Origin of the sequence: Paeniglutamicibacter sp. Y32M11, assembly GCF_019285735.1 — a bacterium.
In the GTDB taxonomy this organism is placed as follows: Bacteria; Actinomycetota; Actinomycetes; order Actinomycetales; family Micrococcaceae; genus Paeniglutamicibacter.
In genome coordinates, this window is the sequence record NZ_CP079107.1 from 2,214,636 (window position 1) to 2,237,538 (window position 22,903).

Consider the following 22,903-nt stretch of genomic DNA (forward strand, 5'->3'; position numbering starts at 1 on the left):
GTGTACCGATTCCTGGCCAGCACCCGCTGGATTGGCTGGTTGCTTCTGGTCTCCCTTTTTGCCCTCGTTTTCGCATTTCTCGGCCATTGGCAAATGGACCGTCGTGAAGGCGTTCTGACCGAGATCTCTCATGTTAAGCAAAACTACGATGCTCAACCGGTATCGTTCGACGAGGCCGCCGCTCTCTTCGAAGCGTTGCCTCAGGAAGCCAAATGGACGCCTGTCGCCCTGCACGGCACCTATCTGAGTGATGACACGGCCATCGTACGTAACCGTATTTCCGGTTCTCGACCCGGCTATGAGGTGCTTGTTCCCTTCCGGACCAAGGAGGGAACCATTGTCATTATCAACCGTGGGTTCTTGCCCATCGGCAATGACAGCGCCGGTAAGCCCGACGCAGTTCCGGCTCCCCCGAGCGGGACCGTTGAGGTGGATGTTCGTCTCAAGGGCGGTGAACCGACTCTTGACCGTGGAGCACCCCAGGGCCAGCTGGCCTCCATCGATTTGCCGGCCTATGAGAAGTTACTGGGCTATGACGTAGCCACGGGCAGCTATGGATTAATGTTCGCCGAAGATCCAGCCCCGAGCTCGGCTCCGACTCAACTCGTCCGACCCGATGAGGATGAGGGACCGCACCTTTCATATTCATTCCAGTGGTACGCCTTCGGAGTGCTGGTATTTGTCGGCTTCGGTTATGCGGCCAAGCAGCAGAAACGCATTAACAAGGAAGATAAGGAAGAACGCGCCGCGGCAGCACTGCGCGGCGAGGAGCCGGTCCTGCATCAGGCGCACCGTCTGCGCAATCGGCCCAAGAAGTTGGTCCGTCGCGACGGTAGCCCCACCGATGAAGCCACCGAGGATGCTTACCTCGACGAGCTGGAGCGCAAATCACCGGATAACCCGAAGGTAGAAGTTCCCGGCACGAACTGACCTCGAGTTTCGCGGCCTCACTTTGTGCGGCCGCGAAACTGTCCCCGCCGGAGGAACACTCGGCTGGCGGAGGGCACGGGCGTCAGCTTTCGCACACTTGGTGCCGGTCAATTTGCTGCCGGAGCCAAAAACCGGCGTGACACGTGGCGGGGAACTCGTCAATGCAGTCGTGATGCCGCGACGCCACGCGACTAACCGGCTTCTCCCCCGCCCTAGCCAACGCCAGGACATGTCCCGACCTGAGAACAAACTTGTCGGCGCAGCTCGGGGATCCGGGTTATCGACGAGGTTCGACACCCAGCTGGCTCGTCCAGCGAGGACGATATTCCAAAGCGACCGGCACGGCAGGGACGCAAGGGAAAACCGTGAGCTACTACCACGCATCGATAAGGCGCGGCAGGCACCCGATTCGAACGCTGCCCGGCGCACGAAAAAGCCCGCCATCCCGCTGCTTGCCATGGGCAGGTAGCGGGACGGCGGGCCGAATTCGAACTAGGCCAGGGACACGAGTTCCAGGTAGGCATCGTTCCAGAGGTCCTCGTCGCCGTCGGGCAACAGCACCACGCGGTCCGGGTTCAGGGCAGAAACTGCTCCCTCATCGTGTGAGACCATGACAACGGCGCCGCTGAAGTTCGACAGCGCGGAGAGGATCTCGGCACGGGATGCCGGGTCCAAGTTGTTAGTGGGCTCATCGAGCAACAGCACGTTGGCGCTGGAGGCAACGATGGTGGCCAGGGCCAGACGGGTCTTTTCGCCACCGGAGAGTACTCCGGCCGGCTTAGAGACATCGTCACCGGAGAACATGAACGAGCCCAAGATGCCGCGGACCTCTGCATCACCCATGTGGCTTGGTGCGGCAGAACGCATGTTCTCCAACACCGTACGGTCCACGTCCAGGGTGTCGTGCTCCTGAGCGAAGTAACCAATCTTCAGGCCGTGGCCCGGGATCAGTTCACCGGTGTCAGGATCGCCCGCGCCGGCAAGCATCCGCAGCAACGTGGTCTTACCCGCACCGTTCAGGCCCAAAATCACGACCTTGGAACCGCGGTCAATAGCCAGGGAAACATCGGTGAAGATCTCCAACGAACCGTAAGACTTGCTCAGTCCCTGGGCCATCAGTGGGGTTTTGCCACACGGAGCCGGATCCGGGAAACGCAGAGCCGCCACACGATCGGCGACACGGACATCGTCCAAACCGCCCATCAGACGGTCCACGCGCTTGAGCATCGACTGGGCTGCCGAGGCACCCGAGGCACGAGCCTTCATCTTGTTAGCCTGGGCCAGCAAGGTGGTGGCTTTCTTCTCGGTATTGGCACGCTCACGCTTACGCGCACGCTCATCGGTTTCGCGCTGAGCCAGGTAACGCTTCCAACCCAGGTTGTAGACGTCCATGGTGGCGCGGTTGGCGTCGAGGTGGATGACCTTGTTAACCGTGGCTTCCAGCAGCGAGGTATCGTGCGAAATCACCAGCAAGCCACCCTGGTGGTTAGCCAGGAAGCTGCGCAGCCAGACGATGGAGTCGTGGTCGAGGTGGTTAGTCGGCTCATCAAGCAACAACGTCTGAGCATCCGCGTACAGGATTCGTGCCAGTTCAACACGACGACGCTGACCACCGGAAAGGGTAGAGAGCGGCTGGTTGAGCAGGCGCTCCGGCAAAGCCAGGTTGTTGGAGATGGCAGCGGCCTCGGACTCGGCGGCGTAACCGCCACCGGCGATGAATTCCGCTTCGATGCGGTCGTACTGGCGCATGGCCTTGGCGGCTACAGCGGGATCCTCCGACGCCATGTCGTCCTGGCACTGCTTGAGCTTGGTGACGATCTCATCAAGGCCACGAGCCGAAAGGATTCGGTCGCGTGCCAGCTGCTCCATGTTGGGAGTACGCGGATCCTGCGGCAAGTAGCCGATGGATCCGGTGGTGGTGACGGAGCCACCGGCAGGCAACGATTCGCCAGCCAGTACACGCGTCATCGTCGTCTTGCCGGCACCGTTTCGCCCGACGAGGCCGATCTTATCTCCCTTGTCGATGCGGAACGAGACGCCCTCCATGAGAAGGCGTGCGCCAGCGCGCAGCTCCAAATCGGCAACGGAAATCACGGTGACCCTTTCGGTAAAATGTATTGCGGCCGCCCTGCTGGGCAACCTACCCAGTCTACGCGGGGTTAACCGCGTTTGGCATGATGATGCGTTCAATCTCACTCTGAGATGCGATGTTGACGGCTTCAGGGCTTGCCGGAGGCACCCTTGGGCTGTTGAGCTTCGGACTTGACCGCGGGCTCATTCTTGGCTGCGGTTCCAGCCCCAGCTCCAGTTTTGGCCTCCAGCTTGGGTTCCTTCTTGGCATTGGCACCGGCGCTGGTGGCCGGAAGCTGGCCGGTGAGCGGGGCACTTGGCGCGACGTTGGCATCGATGGCACCGGATATCTTGAGTCGATAAACATCCATCTGCGCCAGACGGCGGCGCAGTGAATCGGCACGATGCTCATCCCCTCCGCTGGTGGCCTTGATGTGCGAGGTACCAAAGTGCCAAAGCAAAACATCATCCAGCAATCGGTCCGGACCCGGAGAATAGCGGTGGTCCAACGCGGCACGCACCGAAGTAATGACACTGGGTTGGAGAAGTTGGGCAAATTCACGCGTGCCGGAGAGTCCGTGAGCGGCCAAGAGTTCCGCTGCCCATCCCCAGTCGTCGTCCGATTTACGGTCCACATGTGGCAAAAGGGTCTGCCAGATCAGCTGAATGCGTTGGGCACTAAGCGGCACGGCACCTTCGCCATCGGCGTCCCAGAAACCGGTCACGGTCTGGAAGCGCTCGTGGAGCTCGGAGAACTGATCCTCCACGGCCTCGAGCATGGCGGCGGTGGCCGTGAATTGCCGATCGATGTGCGGGCTCCAGGCCCGCGGTTCGGCGTTCTTGAAACGAATGTCGTGCTCAATTTCGCTCCACGCGTGCGACAAAATCGTCCGGATCTGCACTTCGAAAACGAAGTTGCCGGTAATGCGCACCTCGCCACCGAGTTTGGCCTGGAAGTCGCGCACCACTTCCTCGCCACGAGTCTTCAGGATCAGGTGGCGCGAGGAATAACCATAGGTGCCCGATTCAACGGAACCAATGTCTTTTTCGCGGTCAGAGCGGCAGTCGAAGTCCGAACGTCGACGTTTGATGAGGTTTGCTGCCTCACGAATTTCATGCGGGAGCTTTACGATCACGCGCACTCCGACGAGGTCGTGAACCTCGCGTAGTGGGTTGGGAAATTCTAGGGAGGGAGTTTCCCCGGCGGTCGGCACCAGCATTCGTGCGGCTTTGTCGCGGAAGGACTCCACCGTCTTCACCCTGGTAACGATGAACAACGGGGTCGTATCCGTCTCATCAAAGAGCGATTCGATCCGCGTGCGCATGGCCTCGGCAACGTGTTCAAGCATGGGACGGGCAGTCGCGTAAAGGTCCACGCTGTTGCTGACCTGTTCGCGCAATGATTCATCAAGGGTCTCCCAAGGGGTGCCCACACATGCCTCCTACCAACAAAATGCTAATGGTTTTTTACTCTGACATCAGCCTATCAACTGCACCCGTCACGTTGTTCGGCGCCGCGTTGACTCCTCATGGCCGGACATGTACATATCGATGATAATGCGCAGACGACTTTGGGGATCAGCGCAGCGCCAACCAGCGGCGCCAGCACGTTCTTGCCTCATCGTCGTTCAACGGCATAAAGCGTCTCGCCGATGAAAGCAAAAACCCGCATCACACGCACTGCGGGAAGATTTTCCCTCGGCACACGGTGATACGGGTTATTGATGAGGCTATCGATGTACAGCGGTCGGCGCCGAGAAACCTCTGGGCAACGGAAAGTTGTTAGTTCTTTGAGCCCTGCGTCTGAGCGATTTCATCGTAGAGCGGGGAGGCGCCATTGGCGGCCTGGTTCTTGGCCGGAGCCTTACCCTGCGGAATGTTCCGGCTACCGGAGTTGGCCGAAAGATTCGTGTTTTCCGCGTAAGCGGAAGCCGGGACGGAGTTTTTCACGCCGACGCTGGATTTGCTGGCATCCGCACGGCCCTCGGCTCGAGCCCGCGAGGTGGCCTCGATCAGTTCCGTCTTGGCTGCTTCAAGCCGGTCGGCCTCGGCGGCTTGAGCATCGTTCATCGCGGCCTGGAAACCATCGTCGTAGGCAATGCCGTACTTTTCATTTTCCACGGCCTGTTCGTCGAACTCGGCTGCCGCACGCAGCTCGGCCGCTTCCGACTTCTTTTGGTACATGTGCACCGTGAGGTGGGTGATGGCCAGCAGAACCACCGGCGGCATGGCCGCCACGAGTGCCGAGACAACGGGCGGGATGCCAGTGTCCATGGTGCCAACGGTGAGGATCGCGTGCACCGAGTTAGCGGCGGTGGAGACGATGGCGCCGAAGAAGAGTAGGGACCACGGGTAGATCATGGCGCGTCGGCTATGGCCGTTCAGCGCCACGATGGCCACCGTGGAGGCGACGATCATGCCATCGACAATGATCGGCCAGATCCAGGCGAGGTTCTCATCGATGCCCGAGCGTTGGGCCAGATCGGTCAGTGCGGCAAAGGAGAGCACGAAGGCGCCCACGGCGATCAAGACGGTGGCAGCGACCGCGGTGCGCAAGACGGCCTTGTGTGGCTCGTTCGGGATCTTATCGTTCATCTGGCTGGAGGCCTCAATCATGGTTGGGTTAAGCGTTTATTTCCGACCGGTCTGCCTGCCACGCCCCAGCGGGACGCAGTTCCCTCAGGCACACCGGAACTAATTCTACTGTGTGCAGCACCGCGAGTATTGCTTCGCATATTTGTCCGTCACCAGGCGGTAAGACCATCGAATGGGACGAAAACCGCCGGATCTGTGCCAATGATCACCACGAGCCGGAAGCCCCAGCGCCTGCCCAAAAGCCCTCAGAGCGGCTATTGTTAACGGTGGATCAACCTTGCGTTAATCATTGGGGCACGCCAGCCACCGGAAGCACCTATGATCCCACTCCCAAAACCCTCGCTCTAGCAGCATTGACACGGTCATCCCGTGCGTAGCCCTTCATGCCACGCGCCCGGCGAACAGCCGTGTCTCCGTACCACCAGCAGGAGATGCTCACCCTTATGACAGCAATTGCCCCGGACCACGTAGAAGAGCTTGTATCGGAATCCCTTATGGATCGCCGCTACGAGACTCAGATCGAACCAGTTAACCGTCTCCTAGATGAGACCCGCGCGCTTCGTCCCGCGACCTCGGTGTCCTACGTCGATCCGGTGCACAACGTCGAAGAAGTACGCATCATCTCGTTGTACTCCAACATTGGTGTTGCCAACGAAAACGGTTTCATCGATGCCGGCTCCGACGAGGCAGCTACCCGCATGCTGGGCATGCAGTGGCAGCTGGGTCTTCGCCCAGAATTCATCCTGCCGTGGAACGTTCACCCGTGGCACACCCCCGGTGAGGTCAACGGCAAGTTCACCCCGCCACAGATCACCTCCGGCCTCAAGCCGCTGTTGCGCATGCTCAAGGTTGTGCCGCGCGCATCGGTATTGATCGCCCATGGCACCGAGGCTCACCGCCTCTCCGAACAATTGGTTAAGACCCAGAATCCGCTGCTGTGGCGTCGTGGTTTCAAAACCTACAAGGTCAAGTCCCTGGACGGACGCGCCTTTGCCGGCTCACCGGAGCGCCAGCAGGCCCACCTCGAAGAAATCTATGCCGCCTACGCCGACGCCATGGCCCGCACCGGCCTCGCCGCGGCCAAGTAGTAGAACGTCACACCAGGGCACGGGAGCCAGTTACCACTGAGCACCGACGCTACGGATAAACTCAATCCCATGCCCCATAACACCCCCGCCACCGTAAGCCGCACCCAGAAACTCCAACTGGGAGCGGCCATGGTCCTTGCGGGGGTGTTGTACGTTGCCCACTCCTTCCTGCGTTTTTCCAACTACGAATCACGCGGTTACGACCTGGGCATCTTTGATCAGGCAGCCCGCCAATACGCGATGTTCAAGGCGCCGATCGTCCCCATCAAGGGTGTTGACTTTAACCTCCTGGGGGATCATTTCCACCCGATCCTGGTCTTATTGGCGCCGTTCTACTGGATCTGGAACGACCCACGCATGCTGGGCATCGTTTTGGCGCTGCTGCTGGTTTCCTCCGCCATCCCGGTCTACCTCTTTACGCGCACCCGCTTTGGGCACCTCGGGGCATTGTTGACCGCCAGCGCGATGCTGCTCTGGTGGCCATTCCAGGCCATCGTGAACTGGGAATTCCACGAGGTGGGTTTCGGTGTGCCGATCATGGCCTGGATCATTTGGGCCTTCGACCGCGGGCGCTATTGGTTGGTCATTGGGCTCAGTGCCTCGCTGCTGCTGATCCGCGAGGACATGGGCATCACCATCGTCGCGGTGGGCATCGTCCTGCTCTTCCACCGCCAGTGGATCAAGGCCGCCCTGCTGGTTGTCCTGGGTCTGGGCGGCTACGTGGTGGTCACCAGCTACCTCATCCCGATCTTCTCCCCCGCCGGCGTCTTTAGCTACTGGCAATACACCGCCTTGGGCGCGAGTGCCGGGGCAGCGATCATCTTCCTGATCACGCACCCGTTCCAGTCGATCGCCATCCTCTTCGACCATCAGCTCAAGGTGGCGCTGTGGTTGCTCAGCTTCCTGCCCCTGGCCTTGTTGCCACTGGCCTCCCCCTACGTCATCCTCGGTGCCCCACTGCTTCTCAGCCGGCTATTTAACGACCGGTTGAATACCTGGGCCCCGGTGTACCAGTACGACGCCATCATGGCTCCGATCCTGATCCTCTCCGCCGTACACGTGCTCGGAAAGCTCATGGAGCGCTTCGGCTGGCGGAAGATCCGGGTCGCTGGCCCCGCCTACCTGCTCGCCTTCGCATTGATTGCCACATTGTTCTTCCACTCGGTGTTCCCACTGGGTCGCACGCTCACCGGCGCCAATTGGAACCTGGGCCCGCTGGTGGCAGCCAAGAATCGCGCCGTGGCGATGATTCCCGATGGTGTGTGCGTGGAGGCGGCCGACACCCTGGTGCCGCACCTGACCACTCGCACCTATGTGGGCCTGCACGGGGACATTGGTACCGACCTCACCAGCTGGATGATCATCGACTTCAACGAACAAGAACTCGGTGGTTGGGATCCGCTGAACCCACCGCAGGCGCTCGATCGGGCCCACGCACTGGGATTCACCGAGGTGGCCCCCATCGACGAGGGCATCCTGGTGCTGCACCGTGATATCCCCATCGATCCCACCTGCAGCAACTACCTGCAGCGCTAACCTTCCCTCACCAGGATCCTCATGCTGGGTTGAACCAATGGACCCACGTGCTTCTTTGTCCTGGCGACTGCTCGGCCCTCGTGACCTCGGGCAGCCCCGTCAAAGCAGCCCGGTGAGGACACCCCGGATACAACAAAGCGCGCCGGTGAATACCTGAGTAAACACCAACGCGCCGTGTTGTGATGGATCGGGGTTGCCCCGGCTCATGCCTAGGACTTGGTCTTGCTCCCCAGCACAAAGGCATCGGGAAGATTCTCCAGCGGCCCGGCCAGCGGGTCATCAACCCCCTCCGCCCGCACCACATCGATCTCGGGGTGGCGAATGTCCTTGATGATCTTCGTGCAGATGTAGATGAGCATGCCCATGTGCGCGACAATACCGAGCCCGTAAAGTATCTCAATGGCCCAGCTGTCACCGAAGTACTCCAGCCCGCTGACCCACTTGGCGCTCCACAACCAGACAAAGACCCAGTGGAAGACCTCGATGCCCTGCCACACCAAGAACTCACGCCATTTGGGGCGAGCCAGTACGTAGAGCGGGATCAGCCACATCACAAATTGTGGTGAGTAAACCTTGCCGAAGAGCAGGAATGCCACCACAATCAAGAACGCCAGCTGCGCCATCCGCGGGCGGCGTTTGGCGGTGAGTCCCAGATAGGCGATACCCAGGCAGGCAAGGCCAAAAAGCCCGTTGGAGAGCAGGGACATTGTCGAGCCGCTCATGCCGGTCCAGACAAACGCCAACCACATCGAGGAGTTGCCCGCCGGCCGATCCCCGGAGAAGGTGTAGAAACGGCTCCACTCATCAAAGGCTGTCAGCATGAAGGGCACGTTGATGGCCAGCCAGGCCACGGCGCCGGAGGCCAGCGACACCCAGAAGTGCCGCATGCGTCCGGTGCGTAGGCAGAGCACCAGGATCGCACCGAAGAGGAAAAACGGATACAGTTTCGCGGCGGCACCCAAGCCCAGCAGCACCCCGGCCAGCATGATGTGTTTACGCGAAAACGCCAAGAGCCCGCACATCGCCAGCATGACCGCTAAGAGGTCCCAGTTCAGTTGGCTGGTGAGGATGATGCCCGGTGCCAACGCGACCATGATCGCGTCACGGCTGCGGTGCCGCGCGGCGTAGGCCACGGCGATCACCACGGCTGCCCAGCAGATGAAGGACACGGCGGAGTTGATATCAAAGTAAGCCAGCTGGCGTTCGGGCGAGAAGCCGATGCCGGGTACCAGCATCGCCGTGAGCCCTGCGGCGATGGCCAGCAATACCGGGTATTCCAACGCTTGTTCGGCCGGCAGCCCGGTGAAGTACGGGAAGAGCTTATCGGCCATCCCACGGGTTCCAAAGAGCTGGGTGAAGTCCGAATAGCACAGGTGCAGGTGCTGTTCGGCATCTGGCCAGCCGTTGACCCGGCACCACTGCTTGGTGAGCACGGCAATAGAGGCACCAATGACGGTGAGCACCAGCAGCCCGATGATGACCGGGCGCGTGGCCTCGCGTGCGTTAAACAGGTTCTTAACCGGTTGCATGACGATCCGGCTGCCTCATTTCTTTTACGTGGTGCGTGGGTGTTATTGACGAAGAGTTTAAGTGGTCGTGAGGATCAAAGAATCCGGGGTCGGATGCTGACGTGGCGCGCATCCCATGGCTAGCGCACACCGGGGGCTTGCCCCGTGCTGCGTTCGGTACCAAAGGTGCTGGCGGTTTTCGGATCGATGAACACGAGGTACCCCATGTAGGCCAGTCCAATGACTGCGGCAAAAATTCGCACCCAAAGCAGGGAGAACCACTGACCAATGGAGAGCTGATCCACCACACCGGCCAGCACCAGCAGCAGGCACAGGATGTACAGGGCTCGCTCCCACACGATCGGGTAGCGGCGGGACAGTGCGAAGAAGGGAATCAGCCACAAGAGGTACCAGGGCTGGATGATGGGAGCCAGAACAACCGCTGCCAGCAGCGCATAACCGGAATAGAGCAGCGGTGGACCGGTCGGACGACGCAGCGCCAACCAGAACACTAGACCCAGGGAGACGGCGCGGAATCCGGTAAATACTGCACCGGAAATAACTGCCAGATCCCCTCCGAAGAGGGTTCCAATCCAACCGGCCAACATCCCTAGCAATCCGACCGGGGCATAGGGGAAGGCTGCGGATCCGGCGCTGGCCATCGCGGCGATCCAGCCGAACCAGAGTCCGGAGGCCCAGCCCAGCAGTGCCATCACTCCCAGGGTGACCGAACCGGCGAAGGACCAGGCCAGCATCTTGCGGCCCAGGGTGGCATGGCGGCCCACCATGGCGATACCCAAAAATGGCAAGACCAGCACCACAATCGGTTTGATGGCGATGGCTGCACTCACGGCCAGGATGCCGAGCAGGAAACGTTTGCGTGCCACGAGCAGGAAGCCCAGCAGCACACCACCGATCATCAAACCGTCGTTGTGCACCCCACTGATCATGTTCAGCAAAAACAGTGGATTGGCCACCGAGATCCACAGCGGCCAGGCGGCGCCGCGGCCACTGATCTTGGCCAGCGCGACCACCGTGTAGGCACACAGTGCCACACCACCCACGGCTATCAGGCGCATCATCAGCACGCCGTATTCGGGCACGGCACCGGAGATGAAATAGGTGAAGCGGGCGTACATCAAAAAGAGCGGGCCGTAGGGGGAAGACGATTCTGCCCAGAGAGAGTCCGAACCCTGCGCAAACCAGCCCGGTAGCTGGGAGACCCAGTCGCTATAGGGCGAGAGCCCCGCGTGCATTAGCCGGCCCTGTCCCAGATAGGAGTAAACGTCCTTGGAGAGGATCGGAAAGGAAAAGAACAGTGGGATCGACCAGGTCCAGATGGCCCGCACGATCACCTTCACCGCTGCGGGGCCCTGTGACTCCGAGCGTTGGCGAAGCCTCAACCAGGCACGGAAGAGCAACATGGATCCCAGTGCCAACAGCAGCGTGCAGGTGATCACGCCGGCTGCCTCCACGCGTAGCGGCAGCAGCGGTTTGGCGCGCGAGAGCAGGGATTCCTGGGAGCTCGGGATCCACCCCACGCCCCAGGAGCCAAACATGACCATCAGCGAGGCCACCAGACCCTGCCCAATGGCGATGTTCGGAGAGTCTTCGCCTCCGCCGGTGAAGTGGCGTAACAGCGGCATCGTGGCTGCCCGGGTGCGGAGCTTCTCGAGGATACGAGTGGTTCCGGCGATGCCCCCGCGTTTAGACCGTTGGTCATTTTTGGCCAGATACCCGCCAGCGGTGGTCCCCTCGGCCCTCGTCATCGCCCCCGTCGGTGTAACGCTAGAAACGGGGTATTCCATCGCAGGGCTCACGTGTTGGGCACCTGCGGATCGTTGTTCCCGGCGCTCGGCTCTGTTTCCGTCGTTCGGCGGCGCAGGCGCGCGGGTAAGGTGGCCACAAATAGGCTGCGCGTACGCGGATCCAGAAACGCGAGGTACGCCATCGAGACCCACGAAATGGCGGTGGAGAGCTGCTTAACCCACGGATCGAGATCCGAGAGGAACTGCCAGATGAAGATCTGGTCGGCGGCACCGAAGGCGATGAAAAACGCTGTGGTGAAGTAGACCCACAACAGCTGCCAGTCATCCCGGATTCCGGTGATGGCGAAGAAGGGCAGCAGCCAGAGGATGTACCAGGGCTGGATGATCGGCGAGAGGATCACCAGCGCGGAAAAGGCAAGGGCCATGCGTTGGACGATGTGCGACTGCTTGCCCTTGAAAATCAGCAGCAGCACCAGGCCCACCGAGGCCAACCGTGCCACCAGCTTTACCGCCGGCAGCAGCCAGTCGGTGCCAATCCCGATGGTGGTCAGGGCACCGTGCAGCACCGCGTTCAGGGCTCCCACGGGGGCGAAGATGACGGTTCCGGTTCCGGTTCCCAGCATGACCTTAAGCCAGCCAAATCCGTAACCGTTGGCCCAGCCGATGACCGCCATGATGACGGCGACAAGTGTTGCTGTGTACACCCAGTAGCGAATCTTGCGCCACCAGCCGGCATCTGGACCCGCCCAGAGCAGGCCGATGAATGGCAACAGCACCAGAGTGATCGGCTTAACGCCGATGGATGCGGCAATCAGCACCACGCCCAAGACTCCGCGGCGTGTGGCCGCGTAGTAGGTTCCCGCCAAGGCGAGGCCCACCATGAGGGAGTCATTGTGCGCGCTGGCGACAAAGCTGATCAGGAACAGCGGGTTGGCCACGGAAATCCAGGTCGCCTTGGCGCCGGAAACCTTGTGCAGTGACGCGATCTTCGGCACATAAATCATGCACAACAAGACCCCGGCAAAGGCCACGAGGCGGAAGAGCAGTACGGATAAGTCGGGGCTGGTTCCCACCATGCGGTTTACCGCAAACTCAACTATCAGGTAGAGCGGCCCGTAGGGGGTTTCGTCTTCCGCCCAGGTGATGTCGGCGCCGAGTTGAAACCAGTTGTTCAGCGTAGAGATGCCCGCCACGTAGGGGTCTTGTCCGGCAGCCACCAGACGCCCTTGGCCAATGTAGGCAAAAACATCGCGGGAGAAGATGGGTAGGGCAAACAGCATCGGGATGCTCCACGACCAGATGGCGCGCTTCACAACCACCAGGGAGCCCTCTGGCCACCCGGCCAGTTGCTGACCCAGTCGTAGCCACGCTCTGAACAAGATCCAGCAGCCCACCGTCAGCACCACGGTGCCGACCACGACGCCGGCGTAGTCAGTACGGATGGCAATCAGTAATGGGTTGCGATTCATGGGCGAAACGCTGGCCAGCCAACCGACGGCGTAGGACCCCAACATGACCATGATCGAGCCGATGGTGCCCTGGATCAATGGGGAAAGGTGCGGTCCGCGCCCCGTGGCCTTGGATTTAGCCGTGGGAACGGAGGAATGCACGTGGTTCATTGGGTGCCCACTCCTGACTCATCGTTCCCACTATGGTTATGGATTTTCAGGGGGCACCGGTCCCCCTGCTACCCGCTGGCAGAAGCCCCAAAAACGGGCGCGGCCCTGCGCGTAAAAATCAAATTCCACCCTAGCACCGTGACATACCAATGCCCGGGAGGCAACGGCACGTTGCGCCAGAGCTCACATCACATCGAACCAGCAACCCCGACCCGTCATCGTGGCGTGGCCTGCCTCCGCCCGAACGGAAAGTACATAAGGTGGTGATAACTCAAATACTCAGCAGCAAAAGATCAAGGGGACAGCCGTGGGCAGGCGTACAAGGAACGTTGAGAACCCGGTGCGCAATCACGCACTGCTCGGCTGGGGCATTTTCATCTCACTGCTACTGGGTGTCGCCGCCCCGCAATTGGGTCTTAGTCCCGTTGCGGCGATCGCCTTGGCTGGCACCTGCTTGGTTGTATTCCTGTTGCTCTGGCTTTTGAGCAGTTCACGAGATTCTTCGCGTTCCTAGAACGCTCCCCTCCCCCGGCGGCGGATCATCGGTCCCGATGCGCGACGTCCGGCCCGCGGCAGGACTTCCCGCGCGCGTCTTATGCTCACGGGAACGTGGACGGAAGCAGCGGCCGCTGCGAATCGGGTAAATTGGGGCTTGTGTCTATTTCAGCTGAAAAAATTGTGTGGATCGACTGCGAGATGACAGGCCTAAGCCTGGATAACGACGCGTTGATCGAAGTGGCGGTCCTGGTAACGGACTCCGAACTAAACGTCCTGGGGGACGGTGTACAAGTGGTGATCAAGCCATCGGACGAAGCCATCGAGCAAATGAGCGATTTTGTTCGCAACATGCACATCACCAGCGGACTAATCACAGAGCTCGATGCCGGACTGGACATGGGTGCTGCCCAGAAGATCGTCATGGACTACATCCGCTCATATGCTCCCGAACCCAGCAAGGCGCTGTTGGCCGGCAATTCCGTGGGTACCGATAAGAACTTCTTGGCCCGCGATATGCCAGAGGTCATCGATCACCTTCATTACCGGATCCTGGATGTCTCCACGATCAAGGAGTTGGCCCGCCGCTGGTACCCCCGCGCATTCTTCCAAGCTCCGCCCAAGACCGGTAACCACCGCGCGCTCGGCGATATCCAGGACTCCATTGATGAACTGAAATACTACCGAGCCACCGTGATGGTCCCGGCTCCCGGCCCCGATAAGGCCACGGCAAAGGCCGCCGCGACTAGGATCATTGCCGAAAAACCGACCAATTAATCACTGTGGTGCAGAACACAGCTCAAAACAGGCAATCCGAGTTGGCACTCCACCTCCACTTGTGTGTAAGATAGTTCTCGTTGCCCAGCAGTTCGGAAGTAATTCGGAACGGTTGAGCGACTAGCCTTAGGGCGAACTTGGTGGGTATAGCTCAGTTGGCAGAGCGTCTGGTTGTGGTCCAGAAGGTCGCGGGTTCAATCCCCGTTACTCACCCCAAAGAAGCCGCTCCGGATTAGTCCGGAGCGGCTTTTCTCATTCCATACCAGTTTGCACTTTTCACGACGTGCCCTAGCACGGCGCAGCAGCAGATGATTTGAGGGACAGATGAAACACGGGCTCATCCATGAAGGCCCCGATCATTTCCGTGAAATGGTCACGGGATTCACAAACCACGACGCTGCCCCGAGGTTCGTGGCCCAGGAATCCAACGACACGATGTCGCATCCGCTTCGAGCACCCGCCGGAGTCACCGGATGGTCGCCGCGTATCGCTCTCAACGGCCTCGATGGCACCGCGGTCAACGCCGAGGTCTGTGAAGCAATTACCGGCCGCCAGAAGCGTGCCTGGGCGATTGAAAAGAACTTGTCGAGCAGAGCTGAGCATCGCCAGTTTCGCGGCGGCCAGAATGGCGCGTTTGAGCACCTGCCGGTTCAGCAATACTGGCAGCGAGAGCACTCCCCCTCAATGCCGGTACCCGCGAGATGATGATTGAACCGCGCGGCAGATCACTTCCCACCGATCCCTAGCGCACCAATAGTCATACGCTTGCAGATCGACCACTAGCATCACCATATCTACTTATTCATTGGCAACAGAAAGTCCTAGGAGAAGTCTTGAGCATTCGTCCTGTCACCATCTACGGCGAGCCCGTGCTGCACGTTCGGGCAAAGGAAGTCACATCATTCGACGATGAGCTGCGTGAAATCATCGCCGACATGTTCGACACCATGGATGCGGCCAACGGCGTCGGCCTAGCCGCACCGCAGATCGGCATCGGCCTTCGGATCTTTACTTACGAGTTTGAAAATGAGGACGGGGCTCCGCATCGCGGTGTGCTGGTGAACCCGCGGCTGACACTTTCGAAGGTCTCGCAGGGAACTCCGGACCCGGATGAGGAGATTGAAGGTTGCCTTTCCGCTCCGGCACTTAATTTCCCACTCAAACGAGCCGAATTCGCACGTGTCGAAGGATTCGACGGCGATGGAAATGAGGTCAATTTTGAGGCCACCGGGTGGTTCGCGCGCATCATGCAGCACGAATACGACCACCTAGACGGTTATCTCTACGTTGACAAGCTCAATGAGAAGTGGGCTCGTCGCTGGAAAAAGGCGAAGAAGTCTCTGGGCTGGGGTGTGCCCAACTTGACATGGATGCCGGGAACCGACGAGGACCCATTCGGGCACTAATCTCCCCCAGGTCAGGAGCCCCAAGAGGTCCTTCGGTGGGCAACTGAGTCCATGAGAATCAAGGGAAGCTGTCCTCCTGACCTCAAGAAATGCGAAAAGCGGGTATTGCCTTCGAAAAGGCCATACCCGCTTTTCGCTTTAAACCCGTAAACGGGTCACGCCGAGGCGTGATGCTTGGGACTAGACCGTTGCGACGGCTGGAGCGCCCATGGCTGGGACAGCAACCGGGTGGGTGCCGGCCATGGTCTCGATGACACGGACTACCTGGCAGGAGTAGCCGAATTCGTTGTCGTACCACACGTAGACGACGGCGTTCTTTCCGGTGGCGATGGTGGCGAGGCCATCAACGATGCCGGCACGGCGTGAACCAACGAAGTCCGAGGAAACGACCTCGGGCGAATCAATGTAGTCGATCTGCTTGTGCAGTTCGGCACCCAAGGAAGCATCGCGCAAGTAGGAGTTGATCTCTTCCTTGGTAGTCGCCGTTTCCAGGTTGAGGTTCAGGATTGCCATGGAGACATCCGGGGTCGGGACGCGGATGGCGTTACCCGTCAGCTTGCCTTCGAGTTCCGGCAGCGCCTTGGCTACAGCCTTGGCCGCACCGGTCTCGGTGATCACCATGTTCAGCGCAGCCGAACGACCGCGACGCTCACCCTTGTGGAAGTTGTCAATGAGGTTCTGGTCGTTCGTGAACGAGTGAACCGTCTCAACGTGGCCGTGGATGACACCGAAGCGATCATTCATGGCCTTGAGCACCGGGGTGATGGCGTTGGTCGTACAGGAAGCGGCGGTGACGATCTTGTCTTCGTCGGTGATATCGGCGTGGTTGATGCCGTGGACGATGTTCTTCAAATCGCCCTTGCCCGGCGCGGTGAGCAGCACGCGGGCAACACCCTTGGCAGCCAAGTGCTGGGACAGTCCGGCTTCATCGCGCCAGCGACCGGTGTTGTCAACGACGATCGCGTTATTGATGCCGAAGGCGGTGTAGTCAACGGTGGCCGGGTCATCCGAGTAGATGACCTGGATCAGGGTGCCGTTGGCGAGGATGGTGTTGTTTTCCTCGTTGACGGTAATCGAACCGTCGAAGGGACCGTGGACGGAGTCGCGGCGCAGCAGTGAGGCGCGCTTGACCAAGTCGTCGTCGGACCCCTTGCGGACAACAATGGCGCGCAGGCGCAGTCCGTAACCGCCGCGCTCAATGAGGATGCGGGCCAGCAAGCGGCCAATGCGACCGAAACCGTAAAGGACAACGTCGGTGGGCTCGGCATCCGTGGCGCCGGCCTGACCGACCTTTTCGCCCAATTCGGCGGTCAGGAATTCAATCAAGTTCGTGGAACCGGACTCGACGAACTTCTTGTTCAGGCGGCCCAAGTCGATGGAGACGGCACCCAGGTTCAGCGTCTCGATGGCCTGAAGAATGGGCATCGTCTGCTCGAGCGGAAGCTCGGCGTCTTCAATGCGGCGAACCACGCGGTGTGCCTTGAGGATATTGATGGCCGACTGGTTGATCAGCTTGCGGCCGTAAATGGAGGTCACCACGTTGTTGTTGCGGTACAGACGACCGATCAACGGAATCATGGCCTCGGCGAGCTCTTCGCGCCCGCTCCATTCCTGTAGGGCTTCGACAGACTGCTGGGTCACTGAAAATCCTTCCAAATCAGCCGGCGAGTGATCCTCAAGCCGGTTGCTACCGTAAAAGCACCTTTGCAGAAACGGTTGTTCTAGGGGTAGTCAGGATCATTCCCCCGCGGGACCAGGTCCCACTATCCATTCTAGTATGTGCTCGTCCAGAACCACGTCTTGCTTCGGTGAGGTCTCTCACACCCGTGTAACGGCCAAGCGTTCATAGGCGGAGGGTCGAATTAGGTGGGGTGTTGGGAAGGGCGCGGGACGCGTGTTCTCACCTAGCGCGGACGCCATGGTTCCTCGGGCGGGTCGTCCAAGCCGTCGGCGTTCTGATGCGGTTGTTGAGGTGGTCGGTGAACAAAACCTTCCAATGGATCCTTGTCCTGTCCCTGTGCGGACTCATGGATCTGCCTCTTTTGTTGCTCAAGTGCCTGCTGTGCGGCTTGGCTCGAAGGCTTGTATAAATTGTTCAGTGCATCAAAGACACCCGATGCGCCACTGCCTGTCCCCTCCTTCGGGAAGGTGAACTTTGAAGCGGCCCAGATCAGCCCGATGCACAGCACCGGTATGCCTAGTAGCCAGAAGAGCCATTCCATGACTTGGAGTCTAATGCTCGTGCACCGAATTTAGGCCGCTGCCCCAGCTACGTACGGTGATGATTGTCCGCTTCCGGCTCATAAGTTTCTTGAGGCCGCCCAGGAGCATCAACATCCGTCAATGGCAGTGGCTCGCGCATGGCCACGCTCATCTGAACGAAGCTAGAATCTTGCGCCTGATTCCGGGCATTTGGACTCTAAGTTGGCATCCAACCAAAAACGCCTGCATCCCTTATAAACAAAGGATTACAGGCGGATTGAATGGACGGGATGGCGCGTACGCCGGGTTTTGTACCGCGGTCGGTTACCCGAATCGCGGCGGCGATCATCTATCTAGGAGTGCCGTTGCCGGCACCCTCAAGCGGTCCACCCGACTACATAGAGCGAACAACCCAGTAGTCTGTCTGACCTTGCTCCGAGTGGGGTTTACCAAGCCATTCCAGTCACCTGGAATGCTGGTGGTCTCTTACACCACCGTTTCACCCTTACCCGCATAAATGCGGGCGGTCTATTCTCTGTGGCACTAGCCTGCGGGTTACCCCGAGTGGGCGTTACCCACCACCCTGTTCTGTGGAGCCCGGACGTTCCTCGGGCCACTTGCGTGACACGCGATCGTCTGGCCATCCCGTCCAGCAAACAAGTCTAGTCGTATTTGAGTGTGCACCTAACCAGATGAACAGCTCCTCACCAACAGACGAAAGGATCAGCACCAACCGTTGCGTATAACGACGTGAGGCAAATAAGAGAATGCCACCACCTCCGACTAGGCTTGATGGGTGCTGATTCTGCTTCCGCCCTCAGAGGGCAAACAACCTGCCGAAAACGGTGCTCCCTTCGACGCTGAGACTCTGCAGTTTGCGGAACTTAACCCGTACAGGCATCAACTGCTCTCTGCCCTGGCTGAAGTTTCCAGCTCCGAAAATGCCCTTGAACAATTGGGTGTCGGCAAGTCATTGGTGGCCGATGTGGTCCGCAACATCGGGCTACATACAGAGCCAGCCGCTGCCGCACACACCGTCTATACCGGGGTGCTTTACGAGGCACTTGGCTACGAACGTCTCGGCGCCGAAGCCCGCAGTCGAGCCGATGCCTCCATTTTGGTCATCTCTGCCCTATGGGGTGCCGTTGGTTTTGCCGATCGGATTCCGGCCTACCGGCTCTCGATGTCAGTGAAGCTTCCGGCCATCGGCAAACTTGCTAGTTGGTGGAAACCGAAGCTGACGCCTTCGCTTAATGCTCGCGCGGGAGATGAATTGGTGATCGATTGCCGTTCCAGCACGTACGCCGCCGCGTGGGTGCCACCGGTAGAAACGACGGTCACAGTTTCCGTGTTCCAGTTGCGCGGAGGAGTGCGCAAAGTAGTTTCCCACTTCGCGAAACACACCCGCGGTGAACTGGCCGCTCATCTGCTGACCCGTGAGCAGGAGGTGAGGACCGCCGAGGAATTGCTGGTTGCTGCCCGCGAACGCTGGGATGCTGAACTCGTTACCGGTACCGCGAAAAAGTCCCACCAACTGAATATCATCCTGCCCGAGGACCACGCCTTCCGAGCCGTCGGCAACTAACGGTGCCGCTTCACCGGAGATTCACCACCGGCAAGGCATTTATGTTGCCGGGCTATCCTCAGCAGTAGGTTCAGCACCTGGAATCAAGTCGGCCGCAGGGTCGAAGGAATCGGCCACCAACTCAATCTCAAAGCCGGTAGCGTCTTCAAGATAAGCGGCATAGTGATCCGGTCCCCCGGCAAACGGATGATCCTCGGCGAAGAGCAGCTTGAACCCGCAATCTAGCGCGAGTGCGGTGAGCTCATCAACACGTTTGGGATTACCAGCCACGAACGCCAGGTGGTTCACCCCGGGAGCCCGACGGCGGTGGTCTTCGGCGAGCACGTCGGGACCGGCTTCAAGAACGATGTATTCGTGGGTGCCGCGGTAGCTCACTCCGCAAGCCCACGGTTCCCCCGCCACGTAGCCAAGTTCCTCAAAAAGCCAGCCGAGTGTGGCCCGCGCGGCCGCCAGATCCCGAACCCAGATTTCTACGTGATGCAGCCTTGCCGCACGCCGAGTTCCCGAAACTTCGGAGTCGGCGGTGACATCCGGGCCAGATACTTTCGGGTCGGCCTTTTCTACCACTCGGTGCTGCGCACCAGAATGGCACCGGTGTCCGGGCAGAAGACAATGTCATCGGCCGCAGCAGCCTTGATTTCGCTCAGGTCACCGGGGGCCAGCGCCATGCCGCTGGCCTCGGAGGTTCCATGGAACAGACGTGCAGCGCCAACGCCGTTGCGAGTGCGTAGTCGTTCGTACGTATTGATGAGGGATTCCTCGAAAGTACCCACAAGCTCAGCGCGAGCTGCCGTAGTTTTGGCCAGCTGGTCCTGAAGGGCTTTCACCGCTGCGTCGCGGCGCGCAAGGTGCTGATCGTGATCGCTGAGCTTGGCTGCCGTTTCTGCGGCGACGACGGCTGCCTGCTCTTGAACTTCCTCAAGGGTGCCCATGAGTTCAAGCTCATTGTCTTCAAGTTCGTTGCGGCGCACCGTTAGCGAGTCAATCTCGTGGGACAAGGCCATCAGATCGGTGGCAGTTCCGGAATTCGAGTTAATGCGCGCCTGGTCCTTGGCGATGTGGGAGGCAACCTTTTCGACCGCCAGTTCCGATGCCTTCAGAGCTGCTGCTGCTGCATCTAGTTCCTGCTTTACCTCAGCCTCGGCAGCGCGAGCCTCCGTGAGCGCGGTATGTGCAGCAGCAAGTTCTGCGTCCGCTTTCGCCACATCAATCTGGTGGGTGAGCTTGGTAATTTCCGAGTCAAGTGCTGCTACGTCCAAGAGTCGAAGCTGTTCCGCCGGTGCTGCCTTTGCCATGCTGTCCTCCGCTATGCGCGCCGTGGCGCTACCAATCCTCATAGTGATCCAGCGATCAAGGACCGCTTAGCCCTAACACTAGTCAGTTGCGCAACATGGCGCCGCATCTGACCCGCCGAACCCATGGAGCAACTGGATCGGTACTGGAGCGTGACGGTGGAGGGCTGCTCTAGCGACAGGTTTCTGCCTTGCGCTGCGCGGCAACGGGTGAGGAGGGGATCAGGACGCTGCGGCTTCCGGATGAAAGACCCAGTTCCGCATTGGCCTTTGAATCGGGTCCCGCGATTTGGGCAACACCACATGCGGAAGGCCATCGATCACCCTGATGGTGAAATGTCCGGCGTGGAAGGCCGTATGGCAACGAATACATAGGAGCAAGCCATTGCCGATGTCGGTCTTACCTCCTTGGGAGAATGTCACGATATGGTGCACTTCGCTGCGATGTGGAGGCATGGAGCATCCAGGGTTAGCGCACCCGCGATCACGCGCTGAAATGGCGCGCTTTTGTGCCCGTGAGAAGAAGCGTCGTCGCTGGCCTAAATCAAGGGGTTGGCTTGCGCCACCCATAACGATGGGCAGAATTCCAGCGTTGCAAGCCAGGCGTCTTGCTTCGGCCGCGGAGATCTTCTCACCTCGAGCCGTGATCCCGGGCTTCTGTGACAAGCCGGCAAGTACGTCGTAATCAATCATCACAAGCAGTTCTACCCGAGATTTCATCGGCATATCCGGGTCAGTGGGCGTTTCTGGATCAAGACTAGAACGGATGGAGTCAAGCACGGCCTGGCTAAGGTGTTGAGCCCGGCGGCGAGAATTGGCTGCTTCCGGGCTCTCCCCTGGCAAGAGATCTGGGATCCCCAACCCCCATGGGTCCACTCCACTGGGTCGCTGCCCGACATCGGTGAAGCCTTCCCGTGGCCGCAATACCTCTGGCATATCCGGATTGACGGCCCACGCAGGAATCAATGGTGGCTGGTCGGGCGCATTCCTCTCGATCTGTCCAGTGTCGTCGGAAACGCTGCGCTCAGTGGTATTGCCGGTCCCCGAACGCGGGGATTGGGTTGCTTTGCCCGATGCGGTGCGTGGGTTGTTAAGATCATCGGCCATGGTGCAGAGCAGTTCGTGTCCTTCGGCGTCAACGGTCATTTCCCAGAGGAATCCTGTGGGCTTGTGGCCACGGAAACGAAGCCCCAAGAAGCGCGCGGTGAGCTCCTCAGCGCGTTCGGTGATGGAGGTTTCGAGTCCGATTCCCTCCTGCTTAATGAATTTTCCGACCGTTGCCTCATCTGCGGTGGTCAAAGTACGGGCAATGCGCCCCTCAAGGCCGGAACGTGCAGCTGCGGGGTCGGGCTGAGCATCGAGCGCTGGATCTAGGGCGACAAATTTTGCGGCAGCGTTAGCCACTATTCGCGGATCAATCGCGCCCTGAACCAAAATCTGAGCCAGTTGCGGACAACTCGGCGGGGAGATGGCACCATCAATCCCGCGGTGATAGGTCAGCCTTTTGCTGCTGTTGATACGGTGCTGGGCTTGGAAATAGCCGAGATGAAGTTGGGTCTTCAAGAATTCGGCCGGATCGTGATGCAGTGGCTTACGGTCCGCACCGGTGACGGCATCGGGCGGAAGTGTCACCACTCCTGAGGCAAAGTCTCCCAGGTTGGCCACGGCCTGATTTAAGGCACTGAGACAGGACTCGGTGAGCGTATTGGCCTCGGTATCAGCACAGGCGCCGGCGGCCAAAATCTGGCCGTGGGAACCGCTGCGGTAGATACCTTCGGCCAACTGAGTCAAAGCTGCGGCCCGCACCGGTGACCCAGACACACTGGCAGCTGCATCGTTCATCGCTGCATTGAGGGCCAATTGCAAGAAGGCAAGTTTCCGTAGCGGATCAACGGGTATGGATTCGCTACCGGGGGCTGGCCCGGTCCGCGAATCGGTACCCGCTGCGGCGTTGATGGATTCAAACACCGCGGCCACGAGTTCTGCCGACGTCTTCATGAACCCCATGGTGCGCGATTGGCCAGAAGCCGG

Annotated in this window: 19 protein-coding genes, 1 tRNA gene and 1 other RNA gene; 9 read left to right on the forward strand and 12 right to left on the reverse strand. The window is 60.0% G+C overall.

The features are described from left to right. Positions 1 to 930, forward strand: coding sequence for an SURF1 family protein (locus KUF55_RS09760; RefSeq protein ID WP_218816503.1), 930 nt, complete (start codon positions 1 to 3; stop codon positions 928 to 930). 492 nt (positions 931 to 1,422) lie between these two features. Here KUF55_RS09760 and KUF55_RS09765 read toward each other — a convergent pair whose 3' ends face one another. From KUF55_RS09765 to KUF55_RS09775, 3 genes are all read right to left on the reverse strand, one after another. Then, entirely contained in the window at positions 1,423 to 3,024 is a 1,602-nt protein-coding gene (locus KUF55_RS09765; protein ID WP_132357786.1) for an ABC-F family ATP-binding cassette domain-containing protein, read from the reverse strand. A 125-nt stretch (positions 3,025 to 3,149) separates the two neighbouring features. After that, positions 3,150 to 4,433, reverse strand: coding sequence for a GTP pyrophosphokinase family protein (locus tag KUF55_RS09770; protein WP_218816504.1), 1,284 nt, complete (start codon positions 4,431 to 4,433; stop codon positions 3,150 to 3,152). A gap of 349 nt (positions 4,434 to 4,782) precedes the next feature. Continuing rightward, the gene (locus KUF55_RS09775) at positions 4,783 to 5,595 is read right to left on the reverse strand and encodes a DUF2637 domain-containing protein (RefSeq protein WP_218816505.1); all 813 of its coding nucleotides are present in this window, start codon (positions 5,593 to 5,595) and stop codon (positions 4,783 to 4,785) included. 443 nt (positions 5,596 to 6,038) lie between these two features. Between KUF55_RS09775 and KUF55_RS09780 the strand changes: the two genes are divergently transcribed. Further along, a complete protein-coding gene (locus KUF55_RS09780; protein WP_132357790.1) occupies positions 6,039 to 6,683 on the forward strand; it encodes a uracil-DNA glycosylase in 645 nt (214 codons plus the stop codon). Positions 6,684 to 6,752: 69 nt separating this feature from the next. After that, positions 6,753 to 8,219: a DUF2079 domain-containing protein gene (locus KUF55_RS09785; RefSeq protein ID WP_218816506.1), complete on the forward strand. Its 1,467-nt coding sequence runs from the start codon at positions 6,753 to 6,755 to the stop codon at positions 8,217 to 8,219. 209 nt (positions 8,220 to 8,428) lie between these two features. Here KUF55_RS09785 and KUF55_RS09790 read toward each other — a convergent pair whose 3' ends face one another. The 3 genes from KUF55_RS09790 to mptB (KUF55_RS09800) form a co-directional block, all read right to left on the reverse strand. Then, positions 8,429 to 9,748 carry a glycosyltransferase family 87 protein gene (locus KUF55_RS09790; protein ID WP_218816507.1) on the reverse strand — a complete coding sequence of 440 codons (1,320 nt, stop codon included), beginning with the start codon at positions 9,746 to 9,748 and terminating at the stop codon, positions 8,429 to 8,431. A 119-nt stretch (positions 9,749 to 9,867) separates the two neighbouring features. Beyond that, positions 9,868 to 11,496 carry a polyprenol phosphomannose-dependent alpha 1,6 mannosyltransferase MptB gene (gene mptB, locus KUF55_RS09795; RefSeq protein WP_218816508.1) on the reverse strand — a complete coding sequence of 543 codons (1,629 nt, stop codon included), beginning with the start codon at positions 11,494 to 11,496 and terminating at the stop codon, positions 9,868 to 9,870. A gap of 47 nt (positions 11,497 to 11,543) precedes the next feature. Continuing rightward, a complete protein-coding gene (gene mptB / locus KUF55_RS09800; RefSeq protein WP_218816509.1) occupies positions 11,544 to 13,115 on the reverse strand; it encodes a polyprenol phosphomannose-dependent alpha 1,6 mannosyltransferase MptB in 1,572 nt (523 codons plus the stop codon). 307 nt (positions 13,116 to 13,422) lie between these two features. Here mptB (KUF55_RS09800) and KUF55_RS09805 point away from each other — a divergent pair, with 307 nt between their 5' ends. The 5 genes from KUF55_RS09805 (at position 13,423) to def (ending at position 15,793) form a co-directional block, all read left to right on the forward strand. Continuing rightward, positions 13,423 to 13,629 (forward strand): hypothetical protein, encoded by a 207-nt coding sequence (locus tag KUF55_RS09805; RefSeq protein ID WP_218816510.1) that lies wholly within the window; start codon positions 13,423 to 13,425, stop codon positions 13,627 to 13,629. A 182-nt stretch (positions 13,630 to 13,811) separates the two neighbouring features. Further along, positions 13,812 to 14,387 carry an oligoribonuclease gene (gene orn / locus KUF55_RS09810; RefSeq protein ID WP_255556945.1) on the forward strand — a complete coding sequence of 192 codons (576 nt, stop codon included), beginning with the start codon at positions 13,812 to 13,814 and terminating at the stop codon, positions 14,385 to 14,387. Between the two features lie 140 nt (positions 14,388 to 14,527). Next, positions 14,528 to 14,603 (forward strand) — tRNA-His (locus KUF55_RS09815). Between the two features lie 195 nt (positions 14,604 to 14,798). Next, on the forward strand, positions 14,799 to 15,092 hold the full coding sequence (locus KUF55_RS09820) for a hypothetical protein (protein WP_218816512.1): 294 nt from the start codon (positions 14,799 to 14,801) through the stop codon (positions 15,090 to 15,092). Between the two features lie 128 nt (positions 15,093 to 15,220). Then, positions 15,221 to 15,793 (forward strand): peptide deformylase, encoded by a 573-nt coding sequence (def, locus tag KUF55_RS09825; protein ID WP_132357806.1) that lies wholly within the window; start codon positions 15,221 to 15,223, stop codon positions 15,791 to 15,793. Between the two features lie 180 nt (positions 15,794 to 15,973). On the opposite strand, the gene KUF55_RS09830 is transcribed toward def, so the two are convergent. The 3 genes from KUF55_RS09830 to rnpB form a co-directional block, all read right to left on the reverse strand. After that, positions 15,974 to 17,434 (reverse strand): glyceraldehyde-3-phosphate dehydrogenase, encoded by a 1,461-nt coding sequence (locus tag KUF55_RS09830; protein WP_218816513.1) that lies wholly within the window; start codon positions 17,432 to 17,434, stop codon positions 15,974 to 15,976. Between the two features lie 263 nt (positions 17,435 to 17,697). After that, entirely contained in the window at positions 17,698 to 18,015 is a 318-nt protein-coding gene (locus KUF55_RS09835; RefSeq protein ID WP_218816514.1) for a hypothetical protein, read from the reverse strand. Positions 18,016 to 18,277: 262 nt separating this feature from the next. After that, positions 18,278 to 18,643: RNase P RNA component class A (gene rnpB / locus KUF55_RS09840), an RNA gene on the reverse strand. Positions 18,644 to 18,791: 148 nt separating this feature from the next. On the opposite strand from rnpB, the gene KUF55_RS09845 reads away from it, so the two are divergent. Continuing rightward, on the forward strand, positions 18,792 to 19,580 hold the full coding sequence (locus tag KUF55_RS09845) for a YaaA family protein (RefSeq protein ID WP_218816515.1): 789 nt from the start codon (positions 18,792 to 18,794) through the stop codon (positions 19,578 to 19,580). Between the two features lie 39 nt (positions 19,581 to 19,619). On the opposite strand, the gene KUF55_RS09850 is transcribed toward KUF55_RS09845, so the two are convergent. The 3 genes from KUF55_RS09850 to KUF55_RS09860 form a co-directional block, all read right to left on the reverse strand. Then, on the reverse strand, positions 19,620 to 20,147 hold the full coding sequence (locus KUF55_RS09850; protein ID WP_255556946.1) for a VOC family protein: 528 nt from the start codon (positions 20,145 to 20,147) through the stop codon (positions 19,620 to 19,622). Continuing rightward, the gene (locus KUF55_RS09855) at positions 20,141 to 20,875 is read right to left on the reverse strand and encodes a zinc ribbon domain-containing protein (RefSeq protein ID WP_218816516.1); all 735 of its coding nucleotides are present in this window, start codon (positions 20,873 to 20,875) and stop codon (positions 20,141 to 20,143) included. Before KUF55_RS09855 ends, KUF55_RS09850 begins: the two co-directional genes overlap by 7 nt. Before the next feature lie 219 nt (positions 20,876 to 21,094). Further along, positions 21,095 to 22,870 (reverse strand): HNH endonuclease signature motif containing protein, encoded by a 1,776-nt coding sequence (locus KUF55_RS09860; RefSeq protein ID WP_218816517.1) that lies wholly within the window; start codon positions 22,868 to 22,870, stop codon positions 21,095 to 21,097. Between the last annotated feature and the right edge of the window lie 33 nt (positions 22,871 to 22,903).